Origin of the sequence: Thiosulfatimonas sediminis (genome assembly GCF_011398355.1) — a bacterium.
Lineage (GTDB): Bacteria > Pseudomonadota > Gammaproteobacteria > Thiomicrospirales > Thiomicrospiraceae > Thiomicrorhabdus > Thiomicrorhabdus sediminis_A.
The window spans coordinates 1,230,994-1,244,917 of the sequence record NZ_AP021889.1 but is presented as its reverse complement, the minus strand read 5'-3'; the positions used below and the strand labels follow the sequence as shown (position 1 = coordinate 1,244,917).

Below are 13,924 nucleotides of genomic sequence, written 5' to 3'. Positions count from 1 at the left end.
AGTGGGCCTTACCATCAAATCGGTAAAGTCCAGCATTATAGCAAATTCAAAATACAAGGCTTTAACTATGAAAATACGCCAATTATTTGATTATGACACTTGGACATACACCTACTTGCTTTGGGATGAGACAACCAAAGAAGCGGCGGTAATTGACACCGTCATCGAACAAGTTGAACGCGATATGCAGCATATTGAGGAGTTGGGGCTTAAGGTTAAGTACCTACTTGAAACGCATATCCACGCCGACCACATTACTGGTGCGGGCCCATTGCGTAAACGTACAGGCGCAGAAATTGTGGTTCACAAAAACTCTGAATCGCAATGCGCGGATGTTTTAGCCGTAGAAGGTGATTGTTTCTTACTGGGTGACCAAGAAATCCGTGTATTGCACACACCAGGTCATACCAATACCGATATCACTTACATGATAGATGGCGCGGTATTTACCGGGGATACGTTATTAGTACGCGATTGTGGACGCACCGATTTTCAACTCGGTAGCAACGAAGATATGTACAACTCTTTGACTAACAAATTATTCACATTGCCAGAAGAGACGATGGTGTTCCCTGCGCACGACTATAAAGGTTTTACTCAGTCAACGATTGGCGAAGAAAAACAATTTAATGTCCGTGCCGGTGCAAACAAGTCATTCCAAGACTTCTCTACGATTATGGACAATCTAAATTTACCACGCCCGAAACGAATTGATATTTCAGTCCCTGGCAACTTGAAATGCGGTAACTTAGACGACGAGTAAAGATTATTCTTCACACTGCTCGCTTTACAAAAAAGGCCGGTAAATTCGCATTTACCGGCCTTTTTTTTGCGCAAAACCAAAATAGTTTGCTTAATGCACTTCCAACACTTCTACTTTGTAATGCAGCGTTTTACCAGCCAATGGATGGTTACCATCTAAATACACTTTGTCTTCAGTCACATCGATAATGCGAAATAACACCGTTGTTCCATCTGGGTCTTCTGTCTCTACCGCTGAACCAACTTCAATCTCGACGTTATCGTCAAAATTATCTGGACCAGCAAAGACGATTAAATCCTCATCCACCAACCCATAAGCCTTTTCTGGAGGCAAGGTTAACTTAGCTTCAAAGCCTGGCTCTTCACCTTCTAAAAACTCTTCCAAACCTGGAATAATCTCGCCTTCGCCTTGAATGTAAATAACCGGTTCAATATCGAACGTTGAATCAATCAGATTGCCTTCTTCATCACGCAACTCGTAATGAAACGAGACACGGCTACCCTTTTTAATCTTCATAAATCGCTTAGCTCCCACTTGGCTGGTCATGTGCTCAGAAACCTGCGCTGAACTAACAGAATAAAGCATTTGTTAGTTCAGCGCAGGTTCCTTAAAATAAGCGCTTATTTTACTGCAAAGGGAAAAATGATGCGTCAGATATTAATGGATACTGAGACCACCGGTTTTGATCCACTCACAGGTGACCGAATTATCGAAATCGGAGCAGTTGAATTAATCAAACGTCGCCTAACTGGCAACAATTATCACCAATTCATCAACCCTCAAAGATCCATTCCTGAAGACGCTATTAAGGTACACGGCATCACCGATGAACGCGTCGCCAACGAACCTAAGTTCGCTGAAATAATTGATGACTTTATGCAGTTCATACAAGGGGCGGAAGTCATTATCCACAACGCCCCCTTCGATGTCGGCTTCATCAATCACGAACTCTCGCTACTCAAACATAATCGTTGGGGCAAACTAGAAGACCACTGCCGCATCACCGATTCTTTGAAGATGGCGGCAAAAATGTATCCTGGCCAGCGAAACAATCTCGATGCACTATGCCGCCGTTTGTATATTGACAACAGCAACCGTACATATCACGGCGCATTACTCGATTCGGAAATCCTAGCCGATGTCTACCTAGCCATGACTGGCGGACAAACCGATCTGTTGCTCGACAACCAATACGGTAACCAAGTGCACAGTTCCAGCACCCTACCGACACAAAATAACCAAAGAGCCTCGCTGAAAGTGATTCACGCCAATCACCAAGAGTTGGACAGACACCAACAAAAGCTTGCAGAAATCAGTAAAAAAGTCGGCCGCGAACTTAACTGGTGAAAGCCAGTTACGATTTGAATTGATCCATTGCAAGATTGGCCAGTTCATCCACCCGTTCGTTTTCCGGGTGGCCTGAATGCCCTTTAACCCAACACCATTCAATTTGATGAGCACCAATCGCGGCATCCAAACGCTGCCATAATTCTTTATTCTTAACCGGTTTATTGGCAGCTGTTTTCCAGTTTTTCTTTTTCCAGTTCTCAATCCAAGCGGTAATGCCGTTTTTGACATACTGAGAATCGGTCGTTAAAACAACATAACAAGGCTTGGTTAAGGCCTCTAAAGCCTGAATGGCGGCCATCAACTCCATCTGATTATTCGTCGCCTCCGCCTGCGCGCCAAATAACTCTTTTTTATGCTCACCATATATCAATAACGCCCCCCAACCGCCTAAACCAGGGTTACCACGGCAACCGCCATCGGTATAAATTTTCACCACCGGTAAACTCTTTTGTGTCATCACATTCCCTTAGTTTTATTTTTTAATTTGTGTACGCTTTGCACTGGCTACCTTGCGGCTAACAGCACTGCCACTAATCGATTGCCAACGCGGCATCTGCCATTTACGTCCAACCAACGTCGGCGCATCAACTTTCTTTTTGGCCAGCAGGCAATACGCATTACCAAATTCAAATCCTAATGCCTTGCACATTCGCTCAATACGCTGCAATAAACGCGACCAAAAACCGGCATTATTCGGCTGACTTGAACAGCGTATCGGCGTGTAATCCAAACGCTTAATTTCATACCCCAAGACGCGTAACCACTCTTGTAATTGACTTGGCAAAATTAAATTCGCACGCCCAAACAGCGGATTACGAGAAAACCAGCGGTGCCGCCAAACCCAACAGCCTTGAGGATTAAAACCGCTAATCACCAAATGCCCTTCTGGCAACAACATCGCATCTAACTGGCGTAATAAATAATGCGGATCATCGGCGCTTTCCAATGTATGCGGCAATAAAAACAGATCAATTTTATCCTTACCAATCGGCAGATAATCCAAATCGGCCTGCACAAATTGCACACCGTCATTGAGTAAATTGGCAGCAGGATAAACCGAATCGAGCAAAACTTTGACATTCACTCGACTGTGCAACATCAAATTTTCATCCGAAATACAGCCAATCTGCAGCACAAAATAACCAAATACGTTATTTAATGCTTGATCAATTAGAACGCGCTCATCCGCGTAAACTTGGTTTAATGGCGCTTGCGCGAAAAGCCGCTTTAGCTGTTGTTGAAAACTGGCAGACATATAAGCCTCTTAAAAATTGGGCGAGGTTAAGGCGATTTCATCAGTTATTTTTATAGGCTACTCAATAACTTCACCTACAAATTTAATGACAAATCGCACAATTTCGCATAGAAATAATTATTTTTAGCCATTAAAATCCCTGCAGATTATAAATACATGGTTTCGTCATCAATGATAAAAATAGCAGGCCTTCCCGCATTGGTCGGTACCTATGATAACTATATTTGGGTTATGTATGATAGCACTCAAGGCTTAGCATGGATTGTCGACCCCGGCGAAGCCCGGCAAGTTATTGATTTTTTACAGCAAAACCAGCTGCAAGCAGCCGCGATTTTAATCACTCACCGACATTTTGATCACATTGACGGTGTCGCGGAAATTAAAGCAAACTATCCCGACTGCGTGATTTACGGCCCACAAAAAACGCCTTTTACGTTGATCGAAAAGCGCCTAAGTGAAGGCGAACAAATCACCCTAAATCCAGATTTACACTTCCGCGTACTAGACACTCCTGGGCACACAGAAGACCATATCAGCTATGTTAACGAAAAATGGCTTTTTTGTGCCGACACCTTATTTACCGGCGGTTGCGGACGGATTTTGGGCGGTACGGTTGAACAATTTGCCAACTCCATTTTAAAACTGCGTGCGCTCAATGAGGACTTATTGTTCTATTGCGCGCATGAATACAGTGCAGACAATCTGGCGTTTGCCACCTATGTCGAGCCCGAAAATACTGCATTACAACAACGCCTCAATCAACTACACGTTAATTATCCGGCGTTGCATGACGGTAACGTCGATACGCTCGGTTTAGAAAAGCGCACCAATCCATTTATGCGTTTTGACACCCCCGCTTTAAAAGCCAAATTAATCGCCAAAGGCAGCAAAGACTGCCCAGCTGAACTCTTTGCCACTTTACGTGCCTGGAAAGACCGAGTGGACCAAGGAATAGAAAAAATTACTGTTGACGAAAAACAATCATGAAAAATCGCTCTGCACACTCTGTGACCTCATTGACACGAAAAATCTTACCCATCTGCCTCTTTAGTGGCCTAATATTGAATCTCAACGGCTGCGTCTCTGTGCCCATGTTGGACGAAAAAAGAGCACAGCAACAAGACCGCTACGTACAGCCAGTGCAAAGCATCGCAAAAGCCCCGATTACACGTCCACAAACGAACAAATCAAGCACGCTCTATTTAAACGACAAGCCTCAAATAAAACAAGAAATTGAAGCGCAATACCGAGAAGTCACGAAACCAGAACCTCATACAAACTTATGGGCGACATTTTCCGGCAGCTTTGATCTGGTGTACGCCAATGAAGGCCATTTCGAACACTCCGTTAGCTACTACAAAAAACGTCAAAAACACCTTATTGAGGTCTCCAAACGAGCCAAACCTTACCTGTATTACATTGTAGAAGAGGTTAAAGCGCGCAATATGCCATTAGAAATCGCGCTCTTACCAATGGTAGAAAGTGGCTTTAAAGCGCACGCAAAATCACACGCGCAAGCTTTAGGCTTATGGCAATTCATGCCCGCTACCGGCAAAAGCTTAGGTCTGGAAAACAACTGGTGGTACGACGGACGTCGAGATGTGGTTAAAAGCACCGAAGCGGCTCTCACCTATCTACAACGGCACTATGACAATACACAAGACTGGCTACTCGCCCTAGCGTCTTACAATGCGGGATATGGCAATGTACTCAAAGCGATTAAACGCTATCAAGCACAAAATGCTAAAACAGAGACCATGCCAAGCTTTTGGCAGATCAGTCCTTATCTTCCGCGTGAGACACAAAATTATGTGCCAGCGCTTTTATCAATTGCCTATCTAATCGAACATAACACCAAATATGACATCGCCATTGAACCGATTGCCAATCAGCCATTTTTCGATGTTATCGAATTAAACCATCAAATCTCGTTAAGCGCCGTTGCCGCCAATACCAAAATTTCTGCTGATTTACTCGCAAAACTCAATCCGGCTTATGTGCGTCAAGCAACGCCGCCACAAGGGCCGCACCACATTCTTTTGCCGATTGAAAAACAGTCCCTGTTCAACCAAGCCTATCGGCAAAATGCACAAAGCTTTGAGGTACATTGGCAACGGCATCGCATCCAAAATGGCGATTATTTAGGCAAAATTGCCAGCCATTATGGCACTTCAGTTAACGCCATTAAAAAACTCAACCGGATGAACAGCAATTTCTTGCGTGTTGGACAGACCTTACTGATTCCGATTGTCAGCGACAATAGCAGCTTAATCGCGACCAACAAAAGCAACCCGCTTAAGACATTACAACCTTCAGCATCGGCACCAGCGGCACCGATGCCTGTAAAATCTGAAGCCCAAAAGCACAACAAGCCATCGTCTTCGCCGTCCATTCAAGAAAAAATAATATATCAGGTGAAATCAGGCGATACGCTGAGCGAAATTGCCCAGCAAAACGGCGTTGAAATTCAACAGCTGCGTGAGTGGAATCGCTTAGCCAAGAATGCACCGCTCCACATTGGACAAACCATCGTGATGGATAAGGCTGCGATGCAAAATCAACAACTGATTCATCAAGTAAAATCAGGCGAAACCCTGAGCGAAATTGCACTCGCCCACGGTATCGAAGTCAAACAGATTATGGCGTGGAACCAACTTTCTTCGGCTAAAAACATACGCCCCCATCAAGAACTGCGTATTTGGCTTGGTCCCAAAATGTCCAAACACCAACAATATATTGTTCGCAATGGCGATAATCTTTGGGCGATTGCCAAAGAGTTTGAATTAAGTGTTGAAGGACTGGCACAGTACAATCAAATGACGTTGAAAACGTTATTGCAACCCGGGCAAGTGATTAAAATTCCATTTAACACCATTTAATTCGGCCTTAAAAATCTTTACTGCAAAACCTAATAAGACGCAAAACAACTCAATTAAGACTTATTCAGCGTCTTCTTAAATCTAACCTTTTCGCGATGGGTATTTGTTAGAATAGAATTCCTCTCTAAAACCAGCAAGGCTCATTTGGCGCTTTTAGAGAACCGTTATAGCAAAGACAAAACGTTCTGGCTAAAACAGCGATTTTTTTCTGAAAAACGATTTTATCGATTAGGTTAGTTATGCGCACACAGCTCAAGACACTTTTGACTTTCATCCAGCAACACGGTTTGCGTTTTAGCCTCCTGGGTTGTCTCTTTCTAGCCAGTTTCGTAATGTCGGCTCAGGCGCAGCCACTGAGCATTGAACAAAAAGCCTATATCGATGCATACGAAGCAATCAAACGCAACGACCGCGCAGCCATCGCCAGTTACAAACAACAACTACAAAATTACACCCTATATCCCTATGTCCTCTATCACGATTACCGGGTCAATATTGATAGCACCCCACCGCGGGTTATCGAGTTTTTCCTCAATCGCTACCAAGACCTATACCTTAGCGACAAACTCCGCACCCATTGGTTAAAACACCTTGCCGCAACCAAGCAATGGCCGGAGTATCTGCTGCACTACACACCACAAAACAGCCAATCGTTACAGTGCAATTTCTACCACGCGAGCATTGCCTTTGGAACGGATGCACAAAAAGAAAAGGCCATTAGTGCCGCACAGCAGCTTTGGCAAAGTTTAATTGAGATTCCAGAAGCCTGTGTTAGTGTGGAAACCGCGCTGCGTAACCAGAAGAAATTCACTGCTCAAATGGTTTGGAATCGAATTACGCTTTTGATTCAGAAAAAACAGTTTAGTCGTGCACAAGACGCGAGCAAAGACCTATCCAATGCCGACAAAAAAGTCGTTAACGCTTGGATAAATATTGTGCGCAATCCAAATTTAACGAGCAAAGAAATTACAACCATTAGCGGCTTTGCCCGCAAAGAAGCGTTTATACAAGCTGTACCTTACCTTGCGAGCCAAAATCCGCAGTTGGCACAAAGTGCTTTAGCAGAGTTTGCCGAACCTTATGGCTTAAATCAAAGTCAACGCATTGATATTCAACGAAAAATTGCATTACGCAGCGCCTATCGTTACCAAGAGGAAGCGAAAGCACTGCTTGAAAACGTCAACACCCAGGGTAACGGCAGCGAAGAAACCATACGTTGGCAAGCACAAATCGCTCTGCGCAATTCGCGATGGATTGATTTACTCGACACGATTGAGTTGATGAGTAAAGAAGAACAAGATAGTAACCAATGGCGTTATTGGCGGGCCCGCGCGCTTGAGGCACGAGGGGATCAGAAAACCGCACACACGCTCTACCAAACTCTTGCTCAGAAACGAAACTATTACGGTTTTCTTGCCGCAGACCGAATTCGATTACCCTACCAATTTAATCCCGAAAAAAATACCCAACTCGACCAGACCGCATTAATTAAAAAATACCCAGCTCTGCAAAGAATTGCTGAATTAATTGCCGTTGACTGGGTCAAAACAGCACAAGTCGAGTGGCACTATTTTTTACCCAATGTTGCCCCTGATGAGCTTATTTCAATCGCCACCTTAGCCAAGCAGTGGGAACAGTACCCACACGCCATTCGCAGTTTAGCGCTGGCCAAAGAGTGGGATCATATTAATTTACGCTTTCCAACCCCTCATAAAGAGCCGGTCATGGAAAATGCCAAAAAGAACGACATTGAAGCGGCGTGGATTTACGGGATTATCCGCCGTGAAAGTGCATTTAACGAAGACATTCGTTCATCAGCAGGTGCCGTCGGGCTCATGCAAATTATGCCGAAAACCGCTAAATACATAGGTAAACGTATCGGCAACGACAAAACCTCGATTTATGCACTAACTGAAGCGAAAAACAATATTCAACTTGGCAGTGCCTATATGCGTTATCTGTCCGATAAATACAACGATAACAAAGTACTCGCTACCGCAGCGTATAACGCAGGGCCTCATCGAGTGGCCCAGTGGACGCAAAATCTACTTAAGCTTGATGCTGATCAATGGGTGGACTCTATTCCGTTTACAGAGACCCGTAACTATGTCAAAGCAGTATTAGAGTACACCACAGTATTCAATTCTTTGTTGCACGGACAATATGCTCGCTTAAGCGATCAAATGCCGGCGATTGGTAGCGATAATAAACTGGCGGAAAAGTAAGAACAGATGCTGAAAAGATAGGCAAAAAAAACCACGGAACTTACCAATCCGTGGTTCTAAAAAACTTATCTCATAAGAAATAATCAGAGGAGGATACTCATGAAGAAACATGAATGGGCTTAGTATATAAGCGTTCTCTAATCATGTCAAACATTAATATAAATTAATTACTCATTAATTATTTCTATACGCAAAAACCCTTAACACCAAATACTTTTAGCTACGCATTAAGCCTCGCTTAACCCTTTGATTTCAAAATAATTTCAAACCAATAGTATAAATAGCACGACAATCCCAATTTTCAAGAATCCATTAAAGTCGACGCCAAGTTGTGCCCTGCGCACTGTCTAACAACTCAACTCCTTGCTCTTTCAACTGGTCGCGAATCTCATCAGAACGCGCAAAATCTTTATTCATGCGAGCCAATTTACGTTCTTCAATTAAAGCGTCAATCTGCGTATCGTCTAAATCCGACGTTGAAGGTTGCAATTTAAAGAAGCTCTCCACCGGCTGTTCAAGTAAACCAATTTGATTGGCCAACTTAATCAATAAACCGGCTAGGCTTGAATCTTTAGTTTTATTAACCTCTTTTGCCAACTCAAACAGCACCGCCATCGCTTTTGGTGTATTAAAGTCGTCATTCATTACCGCAATAAAATCCGTTTCAAACTGCGTATCCTGAGCCGCCGAAGAAATTGTGACCTCTTGCAGCGCTGAATAAAGACGAGCGACCGATGCTTTAGCAATATCCAAATTTTCTTCCGAGTAGTTCACCGGACTGCGGTAGTGGCTGGCCAACAAGAAATAGCGTACCACTTCAGGATGATAGACTTTAAGCACTTCACGAATTGTAAAAAAGTTGTTTAATGACTTAGACATTTTTTCATCATCAATTCGCACAAAACCACAATGCATCCACGTATTAACATAATGTTCACCCGTCGCACATTCCGATTGGGCAATTTCATTTTCATGGTGCGGAAAAGTCAAATCCATTCCACCACCATGAATATCAAAATGGTTGCCTAAGCATTTGGTCGACATCGCTGAACATTCAATATGCCAGCCTGGGCGGCCCTCTCCCCAGCTTGATTGCCATGCAGGTTCGTCAGCCTTAGACGCTTTCCACAACACAAAATCCATCGGGTCTTGTTTAACACTGTTCACATCAACGCGCGCACCCGCTTCCAAATCCTCCAATTGCTTACCAGAGAGACGGCCGTAATTTTCAAACGCATTCACTTTAAAATAGACATCGCCATTACTTGCCGGATAGGCAAAACCTTTCTCAATTAACGCTTGAATCATATGTCGGATTTCATCCATATGCTCCGTGGCTTTTGGTTCCATATCCGGGCGTAGTACATTCATCGCGTTTTCATCGGCATGCATTTCAGCAATCATACGTGTCGTCAGCGATTGAATGGATTCGCCATTTTCCAAAGCGCGCTTAATAATTTTGTCATCAATATCGGTGATATTGCGCACATAGGTCACCTCGTATCCTAAAGCTCGTAGATGACGAACGACGGTATCAAACACCACCATCACTCGCGCATGCCCAATATGACAGAGATCGTAAACCGTAACACCACAAACATAAATACCCACTTTATTGGCGTGAATTGGGGTAAACAGTTCTTTTTGACGGGTCTCGGTATTAAAAATCTGTAGGCTCATTTGGGTTCCTGTACGAGGGTTAAAAGGTCGGGATCAATCGGCACTTTTTTCAACGTTTTTTCAAGTTACGTTCAACAGTGCCGACAACAAATTCTGGCACACTGGTTTACTCTGCACGACTAGGTGTTAGAATTGCGCCTATTGTATCTTAATGACCAATTATTTTTTGGAGTGAATCATGACAAGACGTCTATTTTTAGCCTTTAAAACCGCTGTTTTCGGCGCACTTTTAACCCTTAATTTCGCGGCACAAGCGAACGAGCAAAACCCGCAAGTTTTAATTGAGACCAATAAAGGCAGCATTCTGGTTGAACTCTACCCAAAACAAGCACCTAAAACCGTTGAAAACTTCCTTGGTTATGTCAATGAACAATTCTACGATGGGACGGTTTTTCATCGTGTAATTAAAAATTTCATGGTGCAAGGGGGTGGTTTCGATAAAAACCTCAATCGCAAACCCAACCATGACCCGATTAAAAGCGAAGCCGACAATGGCTTACGTAACCGCATCGGCACCTTGGCGATGGCGCGAACAAACGACCCACATTCTGCCAGCGCACAGTTCTTTATTAACACCAACCAAAACAGCTTTTTAGACCATCGTGAGAAATCTTCTTCTCAAGCATGGGGCTATACCGTGTTTGGTCGCGTAATTAAAGGAATGCAAGTGGTTAACGAAATCAGCAACACACCTACCGGTTTTAAAAACGGAATGGGTGATGTACCTGCAGAAACGATTGAAATTATTAAAGCAAGACAAGTTAAATAAAAACAAGGACTTATAAAAAATGTCAAAAGTTATCATTAGCACGACGATGGGCGATATTACCGTACAACTCGATACTGAAAAAGCCCCTATCGGTGCAGAAAACTTTATTCATTATGTGATGGAAGGCTTTTACAACGGCACACTTTTTCACCGCATCATTCCAAACTTTATGGTGCAAGGCGGTGGAATGCTACCTGGTATGGATGAAAAAGAGTCGGGCGAATCAATTGAGAACGAGGCCGACAACGGTCTAAAAAATGTTCGCGGCAGTTTGGCTTACGCCCGCACTATGGACCCACATTCTGCAACCACGCAGTTTTTTATCAATCTTAAAGACAACAGCTTTCTTGACCACAGTGGCAAAAACGCACAAGGCTGGGGTTATGCCGTTTTTGGTCAAGTAATTGAGGGAATGGACGTGGTTGATGCGATGGCTGGCGTTGCCACAACCTCTCGCCGTGGTCACCAAGACGTTCCAGTAGATGATATTCTGATTACCAAAACGACCTTAATCGAAGACTGATTCCGCTAACCAACTACGTTAAAATATAAGCCGAAGAAAACACTCTTCGGCTTTTTTTTCGCACCGACTTTGCCGACCTATCTATAAAGACCCTGCCTATGAATACGCTTGTTATTGCCGATATCCATCTACAGCCCAATCAACCAGAACATCCCATTAACCAAACTTTTCAACGCTTTCTACGTGAAGCGACCATGAATGTGCAACGACTGATTATTTTGGGGGATTTGTTTGAAGTATGGTTAGGCGATGACTTAAGCTTGACACAGTACACCACTGAAATTGCGCTATTAAAGTCCTTAGAACAACAAGGCTGTGAAATTTTAGTGCAATATGGCAACCGTGATTTTTTAATGCGCACCGCATTTTTCCAGGCCAGCGGTGCAAACCTAATTGGCGACGAATATATTTTGCCGTTTGCACAACAACAGATTCTGATGGTACATGGCGATCAACTCTGCAGTGCCGATACCGCCTATCAGAAGATGAGAGCCTGGCTGCGGAACCCTCTCATCCAATGGCTGTTTTTACATCTCTCTAAAGCCATGCGCAATAAAATCGGGGCTAAAATGCGAAACCAATCGCAGCACGCCGGTCGTCAAAAAAACGCTCAAATGATGGACGTAACAACAGAGGCCATCAATGATTTATTAGACCGCCATCCACAAGCCAAAATTCTGATTCACGGCCACACTCATAAACCACACTATCAACGCCGACAGATTAAGGGCAAAGCCATACACCACTATGTGTTAAGCGATTGGCGTCCGCAAACCCAATATCTCAAAATCACTGACACCGAGATTCAAATTCTTAAATTTGCTTAATACCCATAAAAAAACCCAAGATTTTCGGCTTGGGTTTAGCAACAAACTTTAAAAATCATCCTCACAGGAGTTTAACAACATTTTTACTGCTTGCTCCTCTTGGATGCAAACTGTTTAGCCTTAAAAGTGTTTTGTTACCAAAACGTGCTGCTCGCCTTCTAACTTCGCAATGACTACCGCGCCGACTGAATCACTGAATACGTTTACCGTGGTGCGCATCATATCCAAAATACGATCGACCACAAGTAATAAGCCAATCGCTTCTGCGGGCAAACCCACCGCAACCAAAATAATGGAAATGGCAACCAAACTGGCCGATGGAATCCCTGCTACTCCAATTGACGTTGTTAACGCAATCAACACGATTAACAATTGCGTACCCAGATCGAGCGGCACACCAAACAGCTGCGCAATGAATATTGCGGCGACACATTCATAAAGCGCTGTGCCATCCATATTCACCGTCGCACCCAGTGGCAGAACAAAACTGCTAACGCGATTAGAAACCCCCGCCCGATGCTCCAACGCATTCATGGTCACTGGTAAGGTTGCTGATGATGAACTGGTTGAAAACGCCGTCAAAAGTGCTGGCAACATCGCCTGATAATGCAACCAAGGGTTTTTAACACCGCCAATAAAACGCAAAATCAACGGCATTACCACCGCAAAGTGAATCAACAAAGCCCCAGCAACGGTAACAAAGAACAACGCCAAATTATCAAATTGTTCAAAGCCCGTTTTAGCGACCGAAGCGGCAACTAAGCCGAAAACGCCAATCGGTGCAAATTTCATAATGAGCGAGGTCATTAACATCATCACATCAAACACGCCCTGCCAGAAATTTTTTAAGGTTTGCGCTCCCTCTCCCTGAATCTTGGTCATAAAAAAGCCAAACAATAAACTAAAGAAAATCAAGCCCAGCATCTGTCCTTGTGCAGCAGCATCAACAATATTGGTTGGAATCATACGCAAGAATACTTCGATCACATCGCCTGCCGATTTTCCTTCAACCGCCGCACTTACACTGGCATCATTGACTAACTGTGGCGCCGGATTATCACTGACTCCGGGCTGAATGAGGTTCACCATTGTTAAGCCGATAATAATGGCAATGAAACTGGTCATGACATAATAGCCGAGCGTTTTTCCACCCAAACGACCAAAGCCACCACTATCGCCAATATTGGCAATCCCTGTAATAATCGCCGACATCACCAAAGGCACCACGATCATTTTTAATGCATTCAAAAACAGCGTTCCAATAAAGGTATAGACCGCCAACCAGTGAACCCCAAAAATAGATCCCTCGACTCCGCTCCAAGTTCCCATCACAACCGCCAAAATCAGCGCAATTAATATCTGCCAATGCAATGCAAGTTTCATAAACAGTTTTATCCTTTATCTTAAAACGAGAAAAGTCAGCCTAAGGCAACACAAAACAAACCTCATAGGCTTCAGCGAGAAACGCAAAGCGTCCATTCTAGGCAGACTTTTATGAGTATTTACCAAAACAATGCTTAAAACAGCATCAGGGCTGCGCTGGTCGAAGTTTTGAATAGTCTGGGCTGATTTCTAGGGTCTTAGGGTAACAAACCTTTGATGAACTGCGTAACTTATTCATTACGGATATTCCAAGACGCCAAGAGCGAGCAA

13 protein-coding genes are annotated in these 13,924 nt (G+C 43.8%); 8 read left to right on the top strand and 5 right to left on the bottom strand.

What is annotated here, in order from left to right; all coding sequences use genetic code 11:
- Positions 1–67: 67 nt before the first annotated feature.
- Positions 68–763: an MBL fold metallo-hydrolase gene (locus tag HRR27_RS05690; RefSeq protein ID WP_173271752.1), complete on the top strand. Its 696-nt coding sequence runs from the start codon at positions 68–70 to the stop codon at positions 761–763.
- Positions 764–853: 90 nt separating this feature from the next.
- On the opposite strand, the gene HRR27_RS05685 is transcribed toward HRR27_RS05690, so the two are convergent.
- On the bottom strand, positions 854–1,279 hold the full coding sequence (locus HRR27_RS05685; RefSeq protein ID WP_173271750.1) for an FKBP-type peptidyl-prolyl cis-trans isomerase: 426 nt from the start codon (positions 1,277–1,279) through the stop codon (positions 854–856).
- Positions 1,280–1,408: 129 nt separating this feature from the next.
- Between HRR27_RS05685 and dnaQ the strand changes: the two genes are divergently transcribed.
- A complete protein-coding gene (gene dnaQ / locus HRR27_RS05680) occupies positions 1,409–2,110 on the top strand; it encodes a DNA polymerase III subunit epsilon (RefSeq protein WP_173274258.1) in 702 nt (233 codons plus the stop codon).
- A gap of 7 nt (positions 2,111–2,117) precedes the next feature.
- On the opposite strand, the gene rnhA is transcribed toward dnaQ, so the two are convergent.
- Positions 2,118–2,570, bottom strand: coding sequence for a ribonuclease HI (gene rnhA, locus HRR27_RS05675; RefSeq protein ID WP_173271748.1), 453 nt, complete (start codon positions 2,568–2,570; stop codon positions 2,118–2,120).
- A 15-nt stretch (positions 2,571–2,585) separates the two neighbouring features.
- Positions 2,586–3,368, bottom strand: coding sequence for a methyltransferase domain-containing protein (locus HRR27_RS05670; protein WP_173271746.1), 783 nt, complete (start codon positions 3,366–3,368; stop codon positions 2,586–2,588).
- Between the two features lie 171 nt (positions 3,369–3,539).
- On the opposite strand from HRR27_RS05670, the gene gloB reads away from it, so the two are divergent.
- The 3 genes from gloB (at position 3,540) to HRR27_RS05655 (ending at position 8,472) form a co-directional block, all read left to right on the top strand.
- Complete coding sequence (gene gloB, locus HRR27_RS05665) at positions 3,540–4,355, top strand: hydroxyacylglutathione hydrolase (protein ID WP_173271744.1); 816 nt, start codon at positions 3,540–3,542, stop codon at positions 4,353–4,355.
- Positions 4,352–6,247 carry a LysM peptidoglycan-binding domain-containing protein gene (locus tag HRR27_RS05660; RefSeq protein WP_173271742.1) on the top strand — a complete coding sequence of 632 codons (1,896 nt, stop codon included), beginning with the start codon at positions 4,352–4,354 and terminating at the stop codon, positions 6,245–6,247. The genes gloB and HRR27_RS05660 overlap by 4 nt, the downstream gene beginning before the upstream one ends.
- Positions 6,248–6,579: 332 nt before the next feature.
- Entirely contained in the window at positions 6,580–8,472 is a 1,893-nt protein-coding gene (locus tag HRR27_RS05655; RefSeq protein WP_173271740.1) for a transglycosylase SLT domain-containing protein, read from the top strand.
- Between the two features lie 312 nt (positions 8,473–8,784).
- Here HRR27_RS05655 and cysS read toward each other — a convergent pair whose 3' ends face one another.
- A complete protein-coding gene (cysS, locus tag HRR27_RS05650) occupies positions 8,785–10,152 on the bottom strand; it encodes a cysteine--tRNA ligase (protein WP_173271731.1) in 1,368 nt (455 codons plus the stop codon).
- Between the two features lie 178 nt (positions 10,153–10,330).
- On the opposite strand from cysS, the gene HRR27_RS05645 reads away from it, so the two are divergent.
- The 3 genes from HRR27_RS05645 to HRR27_RS05635 all read left to right on the top strand — a co-directional run bounded on the left by HRR27_RS05645 (position 10,331) and on the right by HRR27_RS05635 (position 12,271).
- Complete coding sequence (locus tag HRR27_RS05645) at positions 10,331–10,921, top strand: peptidylprolyl isomerase (protein ID WP_173271729.1); 591 nt, start codon at positions 10,331–10,333, stop codon at positions 10,919–10,921.
- Between the two features lie 19 nt (positions 10,922–10,940).
- A complete protein-coding gene (locus HRR27_RS05640) occupies positions 10,941–11,444 on the top strand; it encodes a peptidylprolyl isomerase (protein ID WP_173271727.1) in 504 nt (167 codons plus the stop codon).
- A gap of 98 nt (positions 11,445–11,542) precedes the next feature.
- Positions 11,543–12,271: a UDP-2,3-diacylglucosamine diphosphatase gene (locus tag HRR27_RS05635; RefSeq protein ID WP_173271725.1), complete on the top strand. Its 729-nt coding sequence runs from the start codon at positions 11,543–11,545 to the stop codon at positions 12,269–12,271.
- Positions 12,272–12,391: 120 nt separating this feature from the next.
- Here HRR27_RS05635 and HRR27_RS05630 read toward each other — a convergent pair whose 3' ends face one another.
- Positions 12,392–13,654, bottom strand: a complete 1,263-nt coding sequence (locus HRR27_RS05630) for a dicarboxylate/amino acid:cation symporter (protein WP_173271724.1) — start codon at positions 13,652–13,654, stop codon at positions 12,392–12,394.
- Positions 13,655–13,924: the final 270 nt, after the last annotated feature.